19 protein-coding genes are annotated in these 20,019 nt (G+C 70.7%); 10 read left to right on the top strand and 9 right to left on the bottom strand.

The window, feature by feature from the left end; genetic code table 11:
* Window positions 1-207: 207 nt before the first annotated feature.
* The 3 genes from FYW99_RS00455 (at window position 208) to FYW99_RS00445 (ending at window position 3,835) form a co-directional block, all read left to right on the top strand.
* Complete coding sequence (locus FYW99_RS00455; RefSeq protein WP_150248672.1) at window positions 208-540, top strand: hypothetical protein; 333 nt, start codon at window positions 208-210, stop codon at window positions 538-540.
* Between the two features lie 63 nt (window positions 541-603).
* The gene (locus tag FYW99_RS00450; protein ID WP_150248669.1) at window positions 604-3,264 is read left to right on the top strand and encodes a TPR repeat domain-containing protein; all 2,661 of its coding nucleotides are present in this window, start codon (window positions 604-606) and stop codon (window positions 3,262-3,264) included.
* Between the two features lie 58 nt (window positions 3,265-3,322).
* Window positions 3,323-3,835, top strand: a complete 513-nt coding sequence (locus FYW99_RS00445; RefSeq protein ID WP_150248666.1) for a hypothetical protein — start codon at window positions 3,323-3,325, stop codon at window positions 3,833-3,835.
* A 92-nt stretch (window positions 3,836-3,927) separates the two neighbouring features.
* Here FYW99_RS00445 and FYW99_RS00440 read toward each other — a convergent pair whose 3' ends face one another.
* From FYW99_RS00440 to FYW99_RS00425, 4 genes are all read right to left on the bottom strand, one after another.
* On the bottom strand, window positions 3,928-5,340 hold the full coding sequence (locus FYW99_RS00440; RefSeq protein WP_150248663.1) for a dihydrolipoamide acetyltransferase family protein: 1,413 nt from the start codon (window positions 5,338-5,340) through the stop codon (window positions 3,928-3,930).
* A 21-nt stretch (window positions 5,341-5,361) separates the two neighbouring features.
* Window positions 5,362-6,342 (bottom strand): alpha-ketoacid dehydrogenase subunit beta, encoded by a 981-nt coding sequence (locus tag FYW99_RS00435; RefSeq protein WP_150248660.1) that lies wholly within the window; start codon window positions 6,340-6,342, stop codon window positions 5,362-5,364.
* A gap of 3 nt (window positions 6,343-6,345) precedes the next feature.
* Window positions 6,346-7,461, bottom strand: coding sequence for a pyruvate dehydrogenase (acetyl-transferring) E1 component subunit alpha (pdhA, locus tag FYW99_RS00430; RefSeq protein WP_150248657.1), 1,116 nt, complete (start codon window positions 7,459-7,461; stop codon window positions 6,346-6,348).
* 492 nt (window positions 7,462-7,953) lie between these two features.
* A complete protein-coding gene (locus FYW99_RS00425; protein WP_061079657.1) occupies window positions 7,954-8,571 on the bottom strand; it encodes a sigma-70 family RNA polymerase sigma factor in 618 nt (205 codons plus the stop codon).
* A 281-nt stretch (window positions 8,572-8,852) separates the two neighbouring features.
* On the opposite strand from FYW99_RS00425, the gene purS reads away from it, so the two are divergent.
* The 6 genes from purS to FYW99_RS00395 all read left to right on the top strand — a co-directional run bounded on the left by purS (window position 8,853) and on the right by FYW99_RS00395 (window position 14,275).
* On the top strand, window positions 8,853-9,098 hold the full coding sequence (gene purS / locus FYW99_RS00420) for a phosphoribosylformylglycinamidine synthase subunit PurS (RefSeq protein ID WP_013156400.1): 246 nt from the start codon (window positions 8,853-8,855) through the stop codon (window positions 9,096-9,098).
* 241 nt (window positions 9,099-9,339) lie between these two features.
* Window positions 9,340-9,819, top strand: coding sequence for an ATP-binding protein (locus FYW99_RS00415; RefSeq protein WP_150248654.1), 480 nt, complete (start codon window positions 9,340-9,342; stop codon window positions 9,817-9,819).
* Between the two features lie 384 nt (window positions 9,820-10,203).
* The gene (purQ, locus tag FYW99_RS00410) at window positions 10,204-10,899 is read left to right on the top strand and encodes a phosphoribosylformylglycinamidine synthase subunit PurQ (RefSeq protein ID WP_097635783.1); all 696 of its coding nucleotides are present in this window, start codon (window positions 10,204-10,206) and stop codon (window positions 10,897-10,899) included.
* Window positions 10,900-10,927: 28 nt separating this feature from the next.
* Window positions 10,928-11,446 (top strand): hypothetical protein, encoded by a 519-nt coding sequence (locus FYW99_RS00405; protein WP_150248651.1) that lies wholly within the window; start codon window positions 10,928-10,930, stop codon window positions 11,444-11,446.
* A 71-nt stretch (window positions 11,447-11,517) separates the two neighbouring features.
* Window positions 11,518-13,812 (top strand): phosphoribosylformylglycinamidine synthase subunit PurL, encoded by a 2,295-nt coding sequence (gene purL, locus FYW99_RS00400; protein WP_150248648.1) that lies wholly within the window; start codon window positions 11,518-11,520, stop codon window positions 13,810-13,812.
* A 223-nt stretch (window positions 13,813-14,035) separates the two neighbouring features.
* Window positions 14,036-14,275 carry a hypothetical protein gene (locus FYW99_RS00395; RefSeq protein ID WP_150248645.1) on the top strand — a complete coding sequence of 80 codons (240 nt, stop codon included), beginning with the start codon at window positions 14,036-14,038 and terminating at the stop codon, window positions 14,273-14,275.
* 107 nt (window positions 14,276-14,382) lie between these two features.
* On the opposite strand, the gene FYW99_RS00390 is transcribed toward FYW99_RS00395, so the two are convergent.
* Entirely contained in the window at window positions 14,383-15,954 is a 1,572-nt protein-coding gene (locus FYW99_RS00390) for a GMC family oxidoreductase (protein WP_150248642.1), read from the bottom strand.
* A 29-nt stretch (window positions 15,955-15,983) separates the two neighbouring features.
* Window positions 15,984-17,510, bottom strand: coding sequence for an aldehyde dehydrogenase family protein (locus FYW99_RS00385; protein ID WP_150248639.1), 1,527 nt, complete (start codon window positions 17,508-17,510; stop codon window positions 15,984-15,986).
* Window positions 17,511-17,840: 330 nt separating this feature from the next.
* On the opposite strand from FYW99_RS00385, the gene FYW99_RS00380 reads away from it, so the two are divergent.
* Window positions 17,841-18,503: a class II aldolase/adducin family protein gene (locus FYW99_RS00380; RefSeq protein WP_150248636.1), complete on the top strand. Its 663-nt coding sequence runs from the start codon at window positions 17,841-17,843 to the stop codon at window positions 18,501-18,503.
* A gap of 11 nt (window positions 18,504-18,514) precedes the next feature.
* Here the strand turns inward: FYW99_RS00380 and FYW99_RS00375 are convergent, their stop codons facing one another.
* The 3 genes from FYW99_RS00375 to FYW99_RS00365 form a co-directional block, all read right to left on the bottom strand.
* On the bottom strand, window positions 18,515-18,709 hold the full coding sequence (locus FYW99_RS00375; protein WP_150248633.1) for a type II toxin-antitoxin system Phd/YefM family antitoxin: 195 nt from the start codon (window positions 18,707-18,709) through the stop codon (window positions 18,515-18,517).
* Window positions 18,710-18,789: 80 nt separating this feature from the next.
* Entirely contained in the window at window positions 18,790-19,383 is a 594-nt protein-coding gene (locus FYW99_RS00370; protein WP_150248629.1) for a hypothetical protein, read from the bottom strand.
* A gap of 69 nt (window positions 19,384-19,452) precedes the next feature.
* Window positions 19,453-20,010 carry a hypothetical protein gene (locus tag FYW99_RS00365; RefSeq protein WP_150248625.1) on the bottom strand — a complete coding sequence of 186 codons (558 nt, stop codon included), beginning with the start codon at window positions 20,008-20,010 and terminating at the stop codon, window positions 19,453-19,455.
* Window positions 20,011-20,019 lie beyond the last annotated feature (9 nt).

Here is a 20,019-nt window from a genome sequence, read left to right as displayed (position 1 = left end):
CATCCCGGGGCGAAAGGTACACACGCGGCACCTCTCCCGATACCATCCCCACAGTTCAGGGGAACGGCGGAACTCCTGCCCCCGTCCGTGCGTCCCACCCGTCATCCGGACCCGCTCCAGTGGCTTCGACGGCCACGGGCGGGCCTCCGTGCGTGGAGGACGTCGTGTCCCCCGCGGGATCCGCGTTCGAGGAGAGGAGACCCCCACATGACCACCGAAGCGGGCGGCAACCCGATCGAGGGCATGCGTGGCGGCGAGTACGCCGAAACGCTCGCGGCCGCCATGGCCGGGCTCGCCGACGCGTTCGACCTCCTCATGGAGGACGCCGAGAGCGCCTCGGGCCACGACGACGTCAGAGCCGGGTTCGGCACGTTCAAGGAGAACACCGCCCAGGCCCTCATCGACGTCCAGGCGCTCGGGCTGGCACTGGCCGACAACGTCCAGGCGGGCGCGGCGGAGATCGCGCAGAACGACCTGGACAGCTCGGAGGACTTCAACCACCCCTGGGAGTCCCACCGCGACATCAACTTCGAGGGCTGACGGCGCCTCCCGCCGACCCTTCCCCGTCTCCCCCGCCCGTCCGCCGCCCCTCCGAGGAAGACCGTGGCAACCTTCTCCGTCATCTTCGTCCCCCGCGACTTCTACTACGACTCCAAACCCGTCTACGACTGCGCGGCGGACCTGGAGATCCTCAACGCACGTGTCCTCGGCCGGGCCGACGACCTCAACGGGAGCTTCGACTCCGCCGCCGGCGAGTTCACCGACGTCATCGCCTGGGACGTCCGGAGCATCTCCGACGAGGACCTCCAGAACTGGCGGGACGCCGCCGTCTCCATCACCTACGCCGCCTCGGTCGCCGAGATGTGGGCGGACGCCGTCAAGGCGTTCCACGACGAGCGCGACGCGCAGATCACCAGCTGGGAGGGCAGCAGGACGGAGAAGGAGAACGCCGTCCCCTCCAAGTACCAGGACGACCACATCACCTCCTCCCACCCCCAAGCCGACGGCTTCCTCTGGACGGACTGGGGCGCGGGGGACGAAGCACGCTGCCGGGCCCTCTACGACGAGCTCGTCACCGTGCAGGAAGGCCTCATCTCCCGCGAGCAGACCAACTGGCAGGGCCTCCAGGACAGCGCCGAGGAGATCCGGACGATGCTCGAACAGGGGCCGACCCCGGAGAACGTCCGCAAGCTCATGGACGCGGGCAACGCCAACTGGGCGTTCCTCAACATCGACCCCTCCCGCTACTCCTCGCTCATCGAGGACAGCGAGCTCACGCCCGAGAACGCCGAGGAGTACGCCGACGAGCTCGCCGCCTACTGGTCCGGCGACAAGCCGCTGGACGACCGCTACCACGAGATGATGCTCGTGCTCTCGATGCTGGGGACCGGCGCCCGGCAGAACCAGCAGAACGGCACGGAGCTCAGCCCCGAGGAGATCGCGTTCCTGGAGGAGTTCTACGAGCAGCTGGAGGAGCCCTACCGCAGGGACGGGGCCGGAGCGGGCATCATGGTCTACCCCGAGCTCATGGCCGAGTCCGACATGAGCGACGAGGAGCGGGAGGACGCCCTGGGCGTCCTCGGCAACGGGCTGCTCGCGCTCTCGGACCCGGCGCTCGGCGGAGGGTACGACAACCTGCCCGAGAGCTTCCGGTACGCCGTCGAGGGGTCCTGGATCAACCCCGACGCCGAGAACAAGCTCCCCGGCACGCCCGTCAGCATCGGGATGGACATGAAGGCGCTCTCCGCCTTCATGGAGCACACGGACGAGGACCTGGAGGGCGGCTACGGGCTGTCGACGAACCTGCACCTGACCACCGGCGCGTTCCTCGACGCCTGGGGCGACGACCCCGACCCCGACGGGGTGATGCCGGACTCCGAGCAGGTCTCCCACATCATCGACGTGGCCAGCCGCAACACCGACGCCAACTACTACATGCTCACCGGCGAGCACCTCAACGGGGAGGAGGGCGTCGACCACGGCGACGAGGACCTGCGCACGCGGGCGCTGGAGGGCACGCTCACCCACGAGTGGCACGACGACGGCCACACCGCGCGCCAGCTCACCGACTGGCTCGCCGAGGACATCCACAGCGAGGACCCCGACGTGCGCCAGCGGGCCGGGGACGGTTTCGCCGGGTTCATGGAGACCATCACCGACGCGGACATGCACGAGGCCCTCGTCAACACCGGCGTGGACGTCACCGAGGGGGACAACGAGTACTCCGACGCCTCGTTCACCCAGTTCAACGGAGAGCTGGCCGACAGCCTCGCCGACGTCTTCGACGCGCACATCTACAGCTTCGCCAACAGCGACGTGCTCGACAGCGATGACGTGCCTAACTCGGGCATCGGAGAGTTCGAAGCGGATCGGAGCTTCGTGGACATGGGACCCGACGAGCGGGCCATGTACATGCAGCTCCTCATGGGCAACGACGAGACCGCCGGGCGCGTGGTCAACTCCGTGGACGCCTACCAGCAGATCGAGTCGTTCGCGTTCCTGGAGACCGGGAACGAGACGGCCGCCGCACGCGGTGCCGGACAGCTCCAGGGACTGCTGGAGCGGGCACTGTGGCTGGAGTCGGAGGACCGCACCGCCGATCTCGGTGAACAGGTCGATCGCCAGAAGCAGATCACCGAGTTCGTGGTGGGGCAGGCGGGAAGTTTCTCTGAGCGGATTCCGGTCATCGGCACGGCCGTGTCCATGGGGCTGGAACTCGGCCAGGACAGCATCGTGAACGCGATCGTCGACGGCGAGTACGACGTCTCTCCCCGATTCCCCGTCTACACCAGCGAAGAAAGCATCGTGCGGAACTTCCGGATGGAAACCCTCGACTACCTGGCACAGAACTCCCCCCAGTCGTTCCAGGACGACACCCAACGCGGTGATTTCAGGACTCTGGTCGACAGCGGCGTGGTGACCGTCGAGCGCGACGGCCAGGCGCTCGACGCCTCCGACATCGGCAACGACTTCGTCTTCGGCCAGGACGTGACGGTCAGCGTCGCGGCGAACATCGACTGGTCCGAGCTCAACAGCAACGACCGCGACGGCGTCGACGACGCCCTCTCCGGAATCATGGACACGACGCATATCTACGGCGAGTACATCGACAAACACGGGGAGCCCGTCAGGCACGACGGCACCAGCGCAACATGGGCCGGTCAATTCGTCGACGTGTACACGGGTGCCTACGGCGAGACGAGGGACTACTTCAACGGTGAGGTCTCAGGTTTCGACAAGCCGGACGAGGAACCTGAGGGATGACGAACCAGCGGACCACCACACCGATCCGTATCCAACCCGATCCGATCCGGAGAAACCGTTGACTCGTCACGAGGGCCGTACGCCCGCCTTCCTGACAGCCGTCCTGGCCATGTGCGCGGCTCTGACCGCATGCTCCGCGCCTGAGCCAGAACCCGAAAGGAGAGGGCCGCCTCCGGGCTACGTCTCCCAGTCCTGGGTCGAGCGCGAGGTCATGGTGCGTACTCTCGACCGCATGCTCAACGAGAACGACCAGGAGGAAGTCCTCGACAACAGCACCGGCAGTCAGGAATTACTGTTCGACACTCGCATCCTCCAGGAGACCGAAGACGGATACGTCGTCGAGCTCGACAAGGACGAATGGCGAACCGACGAAGCCCTTCACCTCGGCGAACTCGATGCTGCCTTGGCCAATGCCACCGGGTTCAACGAGGTCACCTGGTGCGGCGAACCCGTCAACGGTGAGGATTTCGTCGACGCCTACATGGAGGAGCACTGGGAGACCCTCGACTCCCACGAGGAGTACACGGCCAGCATCGCCGACTACGTCGACTGCGGGGACGGCACCCCGTAACCCTCCCGGGCCCTCCGGGACGGGCTCCCCTCACGGAAAGGGACCGGTGCGGCGTACGCGCACCGGCCCCTCACCCGCTCTTTCGAAAACCCCTAGCCCCAGGCCAGGGCGGTCAGCTCCGGGTCCTCCAGCGCCGTGCCGATGTCGCGCAGCACCTTGGAACCCAGCTCCCCGTCGACCAGCCGGTGGTCGAAGGACAGCGACAGGGTCGTCACCTTGCGGATCCTGAGCTTGCCCTTGTGCACCCAGGGCATGTCCCGGATCTGCCCGAAGGCGAGGATGGCCGCCTCTCCCGGGTTGAGGATCGGGGTGCCCGCGTCCACGCCGAACACACCGACGTTGGTGATGGTGATGGTGCCGCCGGACATGTCCGCCGGGCTGGTCTTGCCCGCGCGGGCGGTCTCGGTCAGTCGCTTCAGCCCCGCCGCGAGCTCCGGCAGGGTCATGGCGTCGGCGTCCTTGACGTTGGGCACCACCAGGCCGCGCTCGGTGGCCGCCGCGATCCCCAGGTTCACGTAGTCCTTGACCACGATCTCCTGGTTCTCCTCGTCCCAGGAGGCGTTGACCTCCGGGTGCCGCCGGACCGCCATGAGCAGGGCCTTGGCGACCAGCAGCAGCGGGGACACCCGCACGTCGGCGAAGTCGGGTCGCTCGCGCAGGCGCGCGACCGCCTTCATCGTCCTGGTGACGTCCACCTGGAGGAACTCGGTGACGTGCGGAGCGGTGAACGCGCTGCCGACCATCGCCGCGGCCGTGTGCTTGCGCACGCCCTTGACGGGCACGCGCCGCTCCCGCGCGGTGCGGTCCGCGGCCGCCGCGGGGGCGGCCTCCACGGTCTCCGCGGCCCGCGGGCCCTCCGGCGCCTGGCCGACCGCGGCCCGGACGTCCTCGCGGGTGACGACGCCGTTCTCCCCCGTGGGGGTGACCGACGCCAGGTCCACGCCGAGGTCCTTGGCCAGCTTGCGCACCGGCGGCTTGGCGAGCGGGCGGCCCGGCGCCTGAGCCGGAGCCGCCTGTGCCGGGGCCGGAGCCGCCCGCGTCTCGCCCACCGCGGGCGTGTTCGCGGGCGCGGGCTCGCTGATCCGCGGCACGGGCGGTGACACGGGCGCCGAGGGGCCCGGGCGGCGGCGCGGGCGGCGCTGGGTGGAGGCCGCCTTCTCGCCGTAGCCGACCAGCGGCTTCTCCCGCTCCTCGGAGCCGGTGTCCGCAGCGGCCTCCCCAGCGGAACCGCCGGAGCCGTCGTCCACGGTGATGATCACCGCGCCGACCTCCACGGTCTGGCCCTCCTCGGCCAGCAGCTCGCGCACGGTCCCCGCGAACGGGCTGGGGAGCTCGACGACCGCCTTGGCGGTCTCGATCTCGCAGATCATCTGGTTGACCTCGACCTCGTCACCCGGCTTGACGTACCAGGTGAGGAGTTCGGCCTCGACCAGGCCCTCTCCGACGTCGGGCAGCCTGAACGACTGCACTCCGCCGACGGCGGGTTCGTTCTTGGAAATCGCCATGTCCTTCGGTTTCCCCGATCCCTAGTACGCGAAAGCCCGGTCGACCCCGTCCAGAACCCGGTCCAGGTCCGGCAGGTAGTGCTCCTCCAGCCGGGACTGCGGGTAGGGGGTGTCGAACGCGGCCACGCGGATGACCGGCGACTCCAGGTGGTAGAAGCACTCCTCGGTGACCCGGGCGGCGATCTCCGCGCCCGGGCCGCCGGAGAGGGGCGCCTCGTGGGCGACGACCAGTCGCCCCGTCCTCTTCACCGAGGCGAACAGGGTCGGGTAGTCCACGGGGGACAGCGAACGCAGGTCGACGACCTCCACGGAGTGGTCGGTGTCGGCCTCGGCGGCCTGGAGGGCCGTCTTGACCATGGGCCCGTACGCCAGGAGGGTCACGTCCGTGCCCGGGCGGATCACGCGCGCGGCGCCCATGGGAGCGGCCTCGGCGATGGGCGCGTCGGTGTCGACCTCGGCCTTCTCGTAGTAGCGCCGCTTGGGCTCCAGGAAGATCACCGGGTCGTCGGAGCGCACCGCCTGCTGGATCATCCAGTAGGCGTCCTCGGGGTTGGCGACCGACACCACGCGCAGCCCGGCGGTGTGGGTGAAGTAGGCCTCCGGGGACTCGCTGTGGTGCTCGACCGCGCCGATGCCGCCGCCGTAGGGAATGCGCATGACCACGGGCATGCTGAGCTTGCCCGCCGAGCGGCGCCGCATCTTGGCCAGCTGGGTGAAGGTCTGGTTCGCGGCCGGGAAGAAGAAGCCGTCGAACTGGATCTCCACCACGGGGCGGTAGCCGCGCATGGCCATGCCGATCGCGGTGCCGACGATGCCGGACTCGGCGAGGGGGGTGTCGATGACCCGGTCGGCGCCGAAGTCCTTGTGCAGGCCGTCGGTGACCCGGAAGACACCGCCGAGCCTGCCGACGTCCTCGCCCATGACGAGGACCTTGGGGTCGTGCTCCATGGAGGCGCGCAGGCCGGCGTTGATGGCCTTGCCGATGGTGAGGTTGGTTCCCATGGCCTAGCGGCCCCCTTCCGCGCCCGCGCCCTCGAAGGAGGCCAGGTAGTCGGCGAACTCGGACCGCTGGTGGTCGATCTGGACGTTGGGCTCGGCGTAGACCTCGTGGAAGATGTCGAGGGGCTCGGGGTCGGGCAGGGAGCGGCACTCGGTGCGCACCTGCTCGCCCAGCCGGTCCGCCTCGGCGTCCACGGACGCGAAGAACCCCTCGTCGGCGTGCCCGCCCCGCTCCAGGTAGCGCCGGACCCGCAGGATCGGGTCCTTGGCCTTCCACTCGTCGAGCTCGGCCGACGCGCGGTAGCGGGTGGGGTCGTCGTTGGTGGTGTGGGCGCCCATCCGGTAGGTGAACGCCTCCACGAGCGTGGGGCCGTTGCCCTCGCGGGCGTTGGTCAGGGCGGCGCGGGTCACGGCCAGGCAGGCCAGGACGTCGTTGCCGTCCACGCGCAGGCCGGGGAAGCCGAACCCGGCGGCGCGCCGGTAGATGGGCACGCGGGCCTGGCGCTCCAGCGGCTCGGAGATCGCCCACTGGTTGTTCTGGCAGAAGAAGACCACCGGGGCGTTGTTGACCGAGGCGAAGTTGAACGCCTCGTTGGTGTCGCCCTGGCTGGTGGCCCCGTCACCGAAGTAGGAGATGACGGCGGTGCCGTCCTCACCGACGGCGCCGTCGCGCTGGACGCCCATGGCGTAGCCGGTGGCGTGCAGGGCCTGGCTGCCGATGACGATCGTGTACAGGTGGAAGCCGTGCTCGTGGGGGTCCCAGCCTCCGTTGGTGACGCCGCGGAACATGCCGAGCAGCTCCCGGGGCTCGATGCCCCGGCACCAGGCGACGCCGTGCTCGCGGTAGGAGGGGAACGCCATGTCGTTCGCGCGCAGCGCGCGTGCGGAGCCGATCTGCGCGGCCTCCTGGCCCAGCAGCGAGGCCCACAGGCCCAGCTCGCCCTGGCGCTGGAGGGAGACCGCCTCGCTGTCGACCCGGCGCACCAGGACCAGGTCGCGGTACAGGGCGCGGATCTCCTCCGCGCTGATGTCCAGGGGGTAGTCGGGGTGCCCCGTCAACTCCCCTTCCGGTGTCAGGAGCTGGATCAGCTCCGGTTCCTCGTGCACGGTCGTGTCCGACACGTTGCTCCCTCGGGTTCTCGGGGCCGAATTCGCGTGGGTGAACGCTGATCGGCCGAATCACGGTCCTCGTCCCACCCGGGGTGGTGGGCGGGAGTCGGACAGCCCTCTCCATATCGTGACAGACCTCACCATGGAGAGCGCAAGCCCTCAGCGCCACCTTTTCAGCTGCGCGCCCCATGATCCCCGATCGCCCAACAGGGCGATTACCAGGGCTTCCTAGCATTGGCAAGGCTCAGCGGCAGCGGTGTGGACGCCGGGCGGCGACCGGCGCGCAACGCCGGGACGGCCCCGTTGGACGGGGCCGTCCCGGCGTGTCGGAAGTGCGCGGGCTGGTCGTGTGGGGAGCGGACGGGAGGAACCGGCCCCGGCGGGCGAGATTCCTCCGGTCGTCGGACGATTTCGGGGACAGGGGCGGCGTGGCCCGGACCGGGCCACGGGGGGCGGTCCCGGACACGGGGGCGCACGACGGGGTTCCGGCCCGCCGGCGGGGTCCTATCCGGCGCTGGGGACGCGTACCCCGCGGTCGCGGGCGTAGTCGGCGAGCATCTCGCGGAGCTGGCGGCGGGCGCGGTGCAGTCGGGACATCACCGTCCCCAGGGGCGTCCCCATGCGCTCGGCCACCTCCTTGTAGGCGTAGCCCTCGATGTCGACGAGGTAGATGACCTCCTGGAACTCCTCGGGCAGGCGGGCGAGCGCCTGCTTGATGTCGGAGTCGGGCAGGTGGTCCAGGACCTCGTTCTCGGCCGACCTCATACCGGACGACGTGTGCGCCTCGGCGGCGGCGAGCTGCCAGTCCTTGATCTCGTCGGTGGTCTCCTGGCGCGGTTCGCGCTGCTTCTTGCGGTAGCTGTTGATGAAGGTGTTGGTCAGGATTCGGTAGAGCCAGGCTCGCAGGTTCGTACCCGCACGGAACTGGTGGAAATTCGCGAAGGCCTTGGCGAAGGTCTCCTGAACGAGGTCCTCCGCGTCGGCGGGGTTGCGGGTCATCCGCAGGGCCGTGGGGTAGAGCTGGTCGGCGAACGGTGTCACCGCGGTGGCGAAGTCCAGCGTCTGCTCCCCGTCGCGGGTCCCACCGGTCGTGGAGGCCTGGTCCATTTCGATAGTCGTCAAGATTCCCCCTCAGGACGACCGGACGGTCACTTCCACTGTGTAAGACGCCGCCGTAGGCCTCCAATGATGACATCAATCCACGTGATACGAGTCACGGGACCCCCGAAACGGTCACCCGCACTGTTCAACGTGAGGTAAAGGCCCGGCGCGCCTCCTGGTCAGGATGCCTACCCGTTTGTGCGTGCCGTACGCTTGCGTCGTCCCTCTCCCCGCCGGTCCGGGGAGGCGGCCCGCCCGCCGCAGGCACGTGCGGCACACCCCTTTTCCTTGTGGAGGACCCTGTGGCCCGCGTCGTTGTTGACGTCATGCTCAAGCCCGAGATCCTGGACCCCCAGGGCCAGGCCATCGCCGGGGCCTGCTCCCGGCTGGGCTTCGAGGGGATCGAGCAGGTCCGCCAGGGCAAGCGCTTCGAGGTCGAGGTGGAGGGCGCGGTGGACGAGGCCAAGCTCGCCGACGTCCGCCGCCTGGCCGAGACCCTCCTCGCCAACACCGTCATCGAGGAGTACAGCGTTCGCGTGGAGGACTGACCCCGCGCGTGTGATCCGGGGCACTCCTCGTGCCGTGCCGCCCCCCGAAGGCCGCCATCGCGCGAAACCCGCGGGAAATCCGTGAGAATTCGCCCGCACGGTGTCCGACGTGCCCGAAGTGCCGGAGAAAACAGCCGTGTCCCCGCCGGGGACACGGCTGTTCGTTTTACTCCGTCCACCCTCGGGGAAGGTTCCCAACATGCCGGGATGAACACGACAACGGAGCACGAGAGGTGTACGAATGGACGCCGATTTCTCGATCTCCCTCCCTAGGCAGGCGTACACGGTCGCCGTCGCTCGCGATGTTCTGGGCACTCTCCTCGTTCGCGCGGGGGTGTGCGGGGACTGCGTCGACGACATCCTCCTGGCCGTCTCCGAGGCCTGTGCCAACGCGATCGACCACGGCGGGCCCGCCCGCGACTACAGGGTCGAGGCGGAGATGGGTGGGCGATGGTGTGAACTGCGGATATCCCATACCGGGAGAGCGCCCGATCCCGTGGCGCTCGCCGAGCGGTTCACCACCGACCACACGCCCCTCCCCGGTCTGGAAGCGGAATCGGGCAGGGGCATTCTGTTGATGCGCTACCTCATGGACGAGGTCGCCTTCGAGGGGGAGCCAAGGACCACGGTCCTGCTGCGCAAGCGGCTCACGGCGTGCGACGGGCCGCCGGAGGCGGAGGCCGCCGAACGGGTGCCCGCCCAGCGCTACGCCCTGATGTGAGTCGGCCGAGCCGCGTGTCCCCCGGCCCCGGGACGCGGCGGCCCGCGGCGAGGGCAGGGACCGCGCCGACGATGCGTGGCCCCCACCGTCCCGCCGCGAGCGCGGACCACCCCGTGACGCACACCACAGGGGCTTCCCCGCGCCGCCGGTCCCGCCTGTGGAATGCCACACCGGGACGCGGTGCGTGACCGCGGGAACTTGGAGCATCCTCCAATCGAGGGGCCTCCGAGGGGATCCTCTGTCGTACCCGACCACAGGTGAGCGGGTACGCTGCGAAGTGCGGACGCACCGTCCCCAGTGACGGGGCCAGGCAACGGCGTCTCCTCGCCGTACGCTCCCCGTGCACGCGGGGACGGACTCGACCCGATCTCTCGGAGTGTGCTCATGACAGCCCGTGTGGGCGTCGTCACCTTCCCCGGCTCCCTCGACGACAAGGACGCCGCGCGCGCGGTCGCGCTGGCGGGCGCCGAACCCGTCTCGCTCTGGCACGCGGACGCCGACCTCAGGGGCGTCGACGCCGTGGTCCTGCCCGGCGGCTTCTCCTACGGCGACTACCTGCGCTGCGGCGCCATCGCCCGGTTCGCCCCCCTGATGTCGGAGCTGGTCCCGGCCGCCCGCTCGGGCGCGCTGCCGGTCCTGGGCATCTGCAACGGCTTCCAGATCCTGTGCGAGAGCCACCTGCTCCCCGGCGCCCTGACCCGCAACTCCTCGCTGCGGTTCGTCAACCGCGACCAGGTGCTGCGTGTGGAGAACACCGGCACCGCGTGGACCAGCGCCTACACCGAGGGCCAGGAGGTCCTGGTGGTGCTCAAGAGCGGTGAGGGCAGCTACGTCGCCGACGAGCACACCCTGGACGAGCTGGAGGCCACCGGCCGCGTGGTGGTCCGCTACGTCGGCGGCAACCCCAACGGCTCCCGCCGCGACATCGCCGGGATCACCAACGAGCACGGGAACGTCGTCGGCCTCATGCCGCACCCCGAGCACGCCGTCGAACTGCTCACCGGCCCCTCCGACGAGGGCCTGGGCTTCTTCTCCTCGATCCTCGCCCACCTGGCCGCCGGTTCGCCGGTGAACGCCTGAGCCGTATCCCGAACTGGAGGGTTGGCCGATGATGGGGCTGCTGCGCTCCAGAAGGACGATGTTCGTCCTCGTCGGGCTGGTCGTCGTCGGACTGGTGGTGTCCGCGGGCATCGGCCTGTTCAACGCCATCGGCTCGGCACCCGTCGCCTCGCCCCCTCTCCAGGGCCAGCCGGACGGGGGCCAGGACGGCGCCCCGTCCCAGAACCCGCCGCCGGACGTGGACGTGCTCGGCCAGGCGCCCTCCGGTCTGACCTACGTCTCCGACCCGGAGGCCGACGTCTACTGCGAGGGCACCGAGTGCGTCCGGCTGGTGATGGTCGTGACCGAGGACGGGGAACTGACCGAGGACTCGCGCGAGACCGTCGACACGGTGGTCGCCCACCTCCTCGGTCAGGGCTGGGAGGAGCAGGAGCCCCAGGGAGCGCCCGAGGAGCAGGTCTTCCTCAGTGACGGCGACCACATGCTGGCCGACACCTCCGCCCACGACGAGCCCGAGTCCCCGGCGACGCTGATGCTCGGCGACGCGAGCGGGCCCGAAACGCCCTGACCCGACCTTCCGCGCCGTTGGTCGGACGCCACGGCCCGGCTTCCACCCGCACATCCCGAACGGAACCACGCATGTCTGAAGCACCTGGTCTCGACACCGTCGCCGTGGCGCACGACAACCCCGACACACCCCAGCCGTACGCCGAGCTGGGCATGGCCAAGGACGAGTACGAGCGGGTACGCGAGATCCTGGGCCGCCGCCCCACCTCCGCCGAGCTGGCCATCTACTCGGTCATGTGGAGCGAGCACTGCTCCTACAAGTCGTCCAAGGTGCACCTGCGCCAGTTCGGGGAGAAGGCGCCCGAGAACGACGCCCTGCTCGTCGGCATGGGTGAGAACGCGGGCGTGGTGGACGTCGGCGACGGCCGCGCGGTCACGTTCAAGATCGAATCGCACAACCACCCCTCCTACGTGGAGCCGCACCAGGGCGCGGCCACCGGCGTGGGCGGCATCGTGCGCGACATCCTCACCATGGGCGCCCGTCCCGTCGCGGTGATGGACGCGCTGCGGTTCGGCCCGGCCGACGCCGACGACACCAAGCGGGTGCTGCCCGGCGTGGTGTCGGGCATCTCCTTCTACGGCAACTGCCTGGGCCTGCCCAACATCGGCGGCGAGATCGGCTTCGGCCCCGGGTACATCGGCAACCCGCTGGTCAACGCCCTGTGCATCGGCGTGATGCGGCACGAGGACATCAAGCTGGCGCAGGCGCCCGGCCCGGGCAACAAGGTGGTGCTGTTCGGCTCCACCACCGGCCCCGACGGGATCGGCGGCGCCTCGGTGCTGGCCAGCGCCACCTTCGACGACGAGTCGCACGCCAAGCGGCCCAGCGTGCAGGTCGGCGACCCGTTCATGGAGAAGCTGCTCATCGAGTGCAGCCTGGAGCTGTTCGAGAAGGACCTGGTCGTCGGCATCCAGGACCTGGGGGCGGCGGGCGTGTCCTGCGCCACCACCGAACTCGCGGCGGGCGGCACCGGCGGCATGCGCGTCCAGCTGGACCGGGTCCCGCTGCGCGACCACCGGCTCACTCCCGAGGAGATCCTCATGAGCGAGTCGCAGGAGCGCATGATGGCGATCGTCGAGCCCGCGAAGCTGGACGAGTTCCTGGCCATCTGCGACAAGTGGCAGATCCTGGCCACCGAGATCGGCGAGGTCACCGACGTGTCCCCCGAGGAGGCCGAGCGCGGCGGCCGCCTGGTGATGACCTGGCACGGCGAGACCGTGGTGGACATGCCGCCGCGGACCGCCTCCGACGAGGGGCCCGTCTACCAGCGCCCGTACGCGCGCCCGGCCTCGCAGGACGCGCTCCAGGCCGACGACGCCGGGAAGCTGGCCCGGCCCTCCGGCGACGCCGAGCTGCGCGAGCAGGTGCTGCGCGTGCTGGGCGCCCCGGGCGTGGGCGACCCGACGTGGGTCACCCAGCAGTACGACAGCTACGTGCGCGGCGACACGGTGGTCTCCACCCCGCACGACTCCGGGATGATCCGCGTCTCCGACGACTCCCACCGCGGCGTGGCCCTGTCCACGGACGGCAACGGCCGCTTCACCCGGCTGGACCCGTACACGGGCACGCAGCTGGCCTACGCCGAGGCCTACCGCAACGTCGCCGCGACGGGCGCGCGCCCGCTGGCGGTGACCAACTGCCTCAACTTCGGCTCGCCCGAGGACCCCGGGGTGATGTGGCAGTTCGCCGAGTCCACCCGTGGGCTGGCCGACGCCTGCCAGCAGCTGGGCACCCCGGTGACCGGCGGAAACGTGAGCTTCTACAACCAGACCGGTGACGTGGCGATCAACCCGACCCCGGTGATCGGTGTGCTCGGCGTGATCGACGACGTGCGCACCCGGCTGAGGACGGCATTCGACACCGACGGCGCCCGGGTGTTCCTGCTGGGCGAGACCCGGCCGGAGTTCGGCGGCTCGGCGTGGGCCGACACGGTCCACGGCCACCTGGGCGGGCTGCCGCCGCGGGTGGACCTGGCCGCCGAGGCCGCCCTGGGCGAGGTGCTGGCCGCCTCCGCCGAGCGCGGCCTGGCCGGGGCCGCGCACGACCTGTCCGACGGCGGCCTGGCGGTCGCGCTGGCCGAGTCGGCGATGCGCGGCGGCCGGGGCGTGCGGGTGACCGTGGACGGGGACGTGTTCACCGTCCTGTTCAGCGAGTCCGGCGCCCGCGCGGTCGTCGCGGTGCGGCCGGGCGAGGAGGAGGCGTTCGTGGCACTGGCCCACGAGCACGGCGTGCCGGTGGAGCAGATCGGCGTCGTGGGCGGCGAGACCCTCTCGGTCACGCACCCCGGCGGCGCCGTGGAGGTCGCGCTGACCGAGCTGCGCGCCTCCTACGAGGCGGCCCTGCCCGCCCTGATGGAGGGCGTGTAACACCGCCTGTCCGCGGCGGGGGCGTCCTTCGGGGCGCCCCCGCCGCGTCGTCCCAGCCGACCCTCATCTGCTCACCTCCGCGCGCGGCGCCCGGAGGAGGTTTTCCGCGTGGTTGCCGCTGGCTGGGTAGGGGACCGGAAAGGAACAGGTGGACCGGGTCCCTGCGGCACGCGCGGGGCGCCCGGAGGCCGGGAGCGTACGGCGACGGAAGGGAGCGGACGTCATGCGACGCGGCAGGTTGAAGGGCCCCCTGGGCAGCCACGAGCGCCCGGCGAGCGCCCTGGGTTTCCGTGCGGTGCTGGCCGTGTTCGGCGCCCTGGTACTGCTGGTCGGCGCGATCGCCGCGTACGTGTGGACCGACCAGGTCTGGCTGGTCGTCCTGCTCGGCGCGGGCTTCGTCGCCGCCTGCGTGAACGTGTACTGGGTGTCCAGGCGCCGCAGGCACGAGCGCCCCTCTCCCTGACGGTCAGACCGCGGGGGTCAGCGTGACGGCCACCGCCCGGTGGTCGGAGCGGGGCACGTCCGGGTTCTCCCGCGCCCGGATCCCGGCGGCCCCGGCCGCCGGGGCGCTCACCGCGTGTCCTCCCCGGCCAGGGCGTCCTGGCGGATGAGGTCCGCGGCGCGCTCGCCCAGGGCCAGGACCATGACCATGGGGTTGGGCGTCGGCAGCGTCGGGAACACCGACGCGTCGGCCACCCGCAGGCCGCGCAGCCCCCGCACGCGCAGGCGCGGGTCGACCACGGCGCCGTCGTCGTCGGCGGCGCCCATCCGGCAGGTGCCCGCCGGGTGGTAGACGGTGTGGGCGGCGCGGCGGCCGTACTCGGACAGCTCCTCGTCGCTCTGGACGCCGGGACCGGGGGCGACCTCGCGGGCGATCCAGGAGCGGAACGGCTCGGTGGCGGCGACCTCGCGGGCGATCTTGAGCCCGTCCACGATCGTGCGCTCGTCGTAGCCCTCCGGGTCGGTGAAGTACCGGAAGTCCAGCGCGGGCTTCTCCTGGGGGTCGCCGCTGGTGAGTCGGAGCTTGCCGCGCGAGCGCGCGCGGGGGATGTTCGGCGTCATGCAGACCGCGCGTCCGTCGGGCGGGGACTCGTAGCCCAGCCGCTTCGTGTTGTCGTCGAAGGGGACCTGGTAGATGTGGAACATCAGGTCCGGACGCGGGTCGGAGTCGTCGCGCCGCACGAACAGGCCCGCGTCGGAGTGCATCACCGTGTTCTGCGGGACCGGCCTGCTGGTCTCCCACATGATGATCGACTCGGGGTGGTCGAGCAGGTTCTCGCCGACTCCGGGCAGGTCGTGCCGGGGTTCGACGCCCACCTCGCGCAGTTCCTCGGCGTTGCCGACCCCCGAGAGCATGAGCAGCCGGGGCGAGTCGACCGCTCCCGCGCACAGGACCACCTCGCGGCGGGCTCTGACGGTGGCGCGCGTGCCGTCCTTGGCCGTGGCGCTGACCCCCGTGGCGCGGTCGCCGTCGAACAGCAGCCGGTCGACCCAGGTCTCCAGCATGACGGTGAGGTTGTCGCGCACGTCCATGATCGGGTGGAGGTAGGCCACCGAGGCCGAGGAGCGGTGGCCGGTGTAGGGGTCGTAGGCGATGGACAGGAAACCCGCCCCGCACGCGAAGCCGCCCCCGTGGGAGGTCAGGGCGTTGAAGTCCTCCACCACCGGGACGTCGGCCGCCTCGGCCGCCGAGGCCACCCAGTCCTTGACCATGGTGTTGCGGTCCTTCTCGGCGACCGGGACGATGTTGCACTTGATCCGGTCCGCGTAGGACTGCACGGTGGCGTTGTCCCAGCCCTCGGCGCCCGCCGCGACCCAGTCGTCGAGGTCCTCGGCGAACGGCCGGAAGCTGATGAGCGTGTTGTGCGAGGAGCATCCGCCGAGCACGCGGGCCCGGGAGTGCAGGATGTGGGAGTTGCCGCGCGGCTGCTCGACGGTGGTGTAGCCGTAGTCGAGTTCCCCGTCCAGGACGCTCAGCCAGTCGCGCAGGCGCAGGACGTGCTCCAGGTCGCGGTCGTCGGGACCGCCCTCGACCAGGCACACGGTGGTGCCGGGGTCCTCGGTGAGCCGGTTGGCGATCACCGATCCCGCGGTGCCTCCCCCCACGATCACGTAGTCATAGGTGCTCTCGGTCGGTTCCACGGTCCGGTTCCTCTCGTCGTTCGGCACCGTCAGCCGAACCAGCGCTGCGGTTCGGGGGACAGGTTGCGGTAGACGTGCTTGGCCTCGCGGTACTCGTCCAGGCCCGCGAGCCCGAGTTCGCGGCCGATGCCGCTGCGACCGTAGCCGCCCCACTCGGCGCCGGGGAAGTAGGGGCCGTAGTCGTTGATCCAGACGGTGCCGTGGCGCAGGGCCGCCGCGACGCGCTCGCCGCGGGCGGTGTCGTCGGTCCACACTCCGCCGGAGAGGCCGTAGTCGGTGTCGTTGCCCAGCTCGACGGCCTGCCGCTCGGTCTCGAACCGCTCCACGGTCACGACCGGGCCGAACACCTCGGTCTGGACGATGTCCATGGCGCGGTCGCAGTCCACGAACACGGTGGGCCGGTAGAAGTAGCCCTGCGCGAGGTCCGGGTCGTCGGGCCTCCTGCCCCCGGCGATGATCCGGGCGCCCTCCTCGACGCCGCGCGCGACCGCGGCCTCCACCTTGGCGCGGTGCTCGGCCGACACCAGCGGTCCGCAGCGCACGCCCTCGTCCTGGCCGCGACCGATGCGGATGGCCTCGGCGCGGCGGGCGAGCTCGGTGGTGAAGGCGTCGTGGATGTCGTTGTGCACGATGAGGCGCGCCCCGGCCGAGCAGACCTGTCCGGAGTGGAAGAACGCGGCGCTGAGCGCGTAGTCCACGGCGGTGTCCAGGTCCACGTCCGGGAAGATGATGTTGGGGTTCTTGCCGCCGAGTTCCAGGGCGATCTTCTTGACCGTCTCGGAGGCCGCCGCCATGATCCGCCTGCCGGTGGCCAGACCGCCGGTGAAGGAGACCAGGTCCACGTCGGGGTGCTCGGACAGCGGGGCGCCCGCGTCGGGGCCGCTGCCCGTGACCAGGTTGACCACGCCCGCCGGAACGCCCGCCTCAGTGGTGAGCTCCACCAGCTTGGCGGTGGTGACCGGCGTGATCTCGCTGGGCTTGACCACCATGGTGTTGCCCGCGGCCAGGGCCGGGGCCATCTTCCAGGCGAGCTGGAGCAGCGGGTAGTTCCAGGGGGTGATCATGCCGCAGACGCCGACGGGTTCGTAGACCACCTTGCTGTGCACGCCCTCGGGCGCGGAGACCAGGCGGCCCGCGTCCTTGTCGGCGAGGCCCGCGTAGTAGCGGAAGACGTTGGTGACGTCGTCGACGTCGATCCCGCCCTCCTCGATCGTCTTGCCGGTGTCGAGGGACTCCATGACCGCGATCTCCTCGCGGTCGCGCTGGAGCAGGTCGGCGATGCGGTCGAGGACGCGCCCGCGCTCCTCTGCGGGGGTGCGGGGCCACTCCCCGCCGTCGAAGGCGCGGCGGGCCGCGGCGATGGCCTCCTCGGAGTCGGCCCTTCCCCCCTCGCTGACGATGGTCAGGACGGAGGCGTCGGCGGGGTTCAGGATCTCTCGCACCCGGCCGTTCCCGGCCGCCCGCCACCGACCGTCGATGTAGAGGCTGGTGGCCGTCGCCGACCCCGGCTCCGACAGGTACGGCACGGATGGCAGCGTTACGTAGAGTTCGTTCACGGGTCCGGTTTGCCCAGGATCGTTAGCCACAAACAGCCTCGTCTCATCAGTCTCTTCAGTCGTATCCGCCCTGGAGACCGGACTGATCTGCACTGACAACCTGACCCAGCGGAGTCGCCAGTGGTCCGGCCCACGTCATACCCGGCCCCACAACTACTCCGGGTGACGACCGGGTGAGGGGACGGACACCCGCGCCCGGGGAAGACGGGGACGAGAGTTTGACATACATTGAGGTGTGCCCCCTTAGTTGAGGCATACCTAAGCGGGTTCGTCCGGACTCCCGAGCCCCGCGGCACGGACCGCGCCCACCGCGCACCCCTTGAGGAAGGCATGCTGCTCGAACAGGAACGCCGTGACGTGTGTCTGACCGCCCGCGCACTCGCCGCGGGCACGGGCACCGCACCCGGCGAGTCGGGGACCGTCAGCGTCCGCAGCGGCGACCTGGTGGTCGTCACTCCCCACGGCGTCTGCCTCGACCAGATCCAGCCCGCCGACTGCCCGGTGATGTCGCTCGACGACCGCGTGCTGGAGGGGAGGCGCGACCCCGCCGCCGAGGCCACCCTGCACATGGCCGTGCACCGCCTGGCCGCCGAGCACGACCGCGACGTCACCGCCGTGGTGAACGCGTTCACGGTCGACACCGTCGCGGTGTCCTCGGTCCTGGCCGAGCTCCCCGCCATCCACCACCGCGCCGCAGGTCTGGGCGGGGCGATCGCCGTCACCCCCTACACCACCTACGGCACCGGCGAGATCGCCGACCACGCCGTCAAGGCGCTCAAGGGCCGCGACGCCGCGCTGCTCGCCGACCACGGCGGCCTCGCCCTGGGCCGCGACCTGGGGCACGCGCTGGAGAACCTGCGGCTGCTCGACTGGCTCAGCGGCGCGTACCTGAGGGCCCGCCAGATCGGCGAGCCCCGCGTGCTGTCGGAGGACGAGCTGGCCCGGGTCCGCGAGCGCGACACCTACGGCTGGGCGGGCCCGGACATCCTCTGAGGCCCCGGCCGTCAGACCTCCCCGTCGTCGGGCGATCCCACGCTCTCATGAACCGTCCTCGGATCGGCGTCCGTCCGGCAACGGACGGGCCCGATCTCCGCGACGGGAACCCCTCGTCGGGTGATGGTGAACCGTTCACCGCTCTCAACGGCGTCGAGAAGCTCCCAGAACCTGCTCACGGCCTCGGTCTCGGTGATCGTACGCATGTCTGCCACAGACCCTGGTTACCAGGCTCCGCCCCCGAACACGGGAAAACGAAGAAAGCCTGTGCACGTCTCCTGAGTCGTCACGCCTCCCCGTCGTCGGGGATCTCGTCCGGCTGCGTCCAGGCCAGGTACAGGGCGGGAACCGCGACGTGGGCCATGTAGATCACCCACAGCACGGGCAGGAACAGCTCCTCCGGAAAGTACAGGTGATCGGGCGTGGGCCCCTCCAGCACGGCGACCACGAGGAACGCCGCGAGGATGAGCGCCGACGTCACCCCGTGCCCGAGCCGGGTGGCCCGGTCCAGCTCGGCGCGCTGGCGCTCGTCCAGGCTGCGGTAACCGGCCGTCACCCCGGTGGCCCGGCTCAGCCGCGTGTGGACCACGGTCGCCACGGCGAGGAGCACGAGGAAGGCGGGCACCAGCACGGTCATCGTCAGCACCGTGCCCGCCTGGAAGAGGGAGGCGGTCATGAGCACCGTGGCGGCCAGGAAGATCAGCGCGAGCAGCGCCGTGCGGCGCCGCCGCCGGGACCGCGAGGCCCGGAGCCTGCGGAGCTTCGGTTTCTCCTCGAACCCGCGGTGCCCCGGGTTCTCCGCGCTCATCTGGGCGGTGCGTTCACGGTCCTCCCGGATCTGGGTGGAGCGCAGTTTCGGGAGGATGTTGGACAGGAACATGGGGGAACTCCTTCGGGTCGCTGGCCGACGCGGGGGAAGGGCTCGGGCTTCCGCTGCGAGCCCCAGTTGTCAGGCCTCCTCGTCGTCCGTGTCTTCCTCGTCGGGGATCTCGTCCGGACGGGTCCAGGCCAGGTAACAGGCGGGGAAGGCCGCGTGGCACATGGTCGTGAGGAGCACCAGCGGCACCAGGAGGGTGAGCGGGATCCGCGCGTCCATGTGGCCCATGGAGAGCCAGCCACCGAAGCCGCAGGTCACCGCGATCAGCAGGGTCAGCAGAGCCATGGTCACGTTGTGACTCAGTCTGGCTGCGTGGTCCATCTCCGCCCGCTGGAACTCGTCCACGCCCTCGTACCCGACCACCCAGCGCGCGGCGATGTTGATGTGTGTGCCGAGTACGGCCGACGCGCCCAGCGACAGGGCGAAACCGATCACCAGCACGGTGGACGACGGCGGTCCGGTCACCACCGCGGTTGAGAACAGGGCGGCGGCCAGGACGGTGGCGAAGGCGCACGCGGCCACCGCCTGGCGACGGCGGGACCGCGCGGCCCAGAACCGGCGGCGGCGCGGGTTCTCGACCAGGGCTCGGAGGCGTTCCTGCTTCTGCGAGCTGGGCTTGCTGACGAACATGCGGGGTCT

Source organism: Nocardiopsis deserti, from assembly GCF_008638355.1.
In the GTDB taxonomy this organism is placed as follows: Bacteria; Actinomycetota; Actinomycetes; order Streptosporangiales; family Streptosporangiaceae; genus Nocardiopsis; species Nocardiopsis alborubida.
Note: the sequence above shows the minus strand (reverse complement) of the source record. Positions and strands in the feature narration are given on the sequence as shown.

What these genes read in the sequence shown, in the direction of transcription:
- FYW99_RS00435 (WP_150248660.1), bottom strand. Translation starts at nt 6,342, where the DNA reads ATGGGAACCAACCTCACCATCGGCAAGGCCATCAACGCCGGCCTGCGC.
- FYW99_RS00395 (WP_150248645.1), top strand. Translation starts at nt 14,036, where the DNA reads ATGCGACGCGGCAGGTTGAAGGGCCCCCTGGGCAGCCACGAGCGCCCG.
- purL (WP_150248648.1), top strand. Translation starts at nt 11,518, where the DNA reads ATGTCTGAAGCACCTGGTCTCGACACCGTCGCCGTGGCGCACGACAAC.
- FYW99_RS00440 (WP_150248663.1), bottom strand. Translation starts at nt 5,340, where the DNA reads ATGGCGATTTCCAAGAACGAACCCGCCGTCGGCGGAGTGCAGTCGTTC.
- FYW99_RS00380 (WP_150248636.1), top strand. Translation starts at nt 17,841, where the DNA reads ATGCTGCTCGAACAGGAACGCCGTGACGTGTGTCTGACCGCCCGCGCA.
- FYW99_RS00370 (WP_150248629.1), bottom strand. Translation starts at nt 19,383, where the DNA reads ATGTTCCTGTCCAACATCCTCCCGAAACTGCGCTCCACCCAGATCCGG.
- FYW99_RS00415 (WP_150248654.1), top strand. Translation starts at nt 9,340, where the DNA reads ATGGACGCCGATTTCTCGATCTCCCTCCCTAGGCAGGCGTACACGGTC.
- FYW99_RS00375 (WP_150248633.1), bottom strand. Translation starts at nt 18,709, where the DNA reads ATGCGTACGATCACCGAGACCGAGGCCGTGAGCAGGTTCTGGGAGCTT.
- FYW99_RS00455 (WP_150248672.1), top strand. Translation starts at nt 208, where the DNA reads ATGACCACCGAAGCGGGCGGCAACCCGATCGAGGGCATGCGTGGCGGC.
- FYW99_RS00405 (WP_150248651.1), top strand. Translation starts at nt 10,928, where the DNA reads ATGATGGGGCTGCTGCGCTCCAGAAGGACGATGTTCGTCCTCGTCGGG.
- FYW99_RS00365 (WP_150248625.1), bottom strand. Translation starts at nt 20,010, where the DNA reads ATGTTCGTCAGCAAGCCCAGCTCGCAGAAGCAGGAACGCCTCCGAGCC.
- purQ (WP_097635783.1), top strand. Translation starts at nt 10,204, where the DNA reads ATGACAGCCCGTGTGGGCGTCGTCACCTTCCCCGGCTCCCTCGACGAC.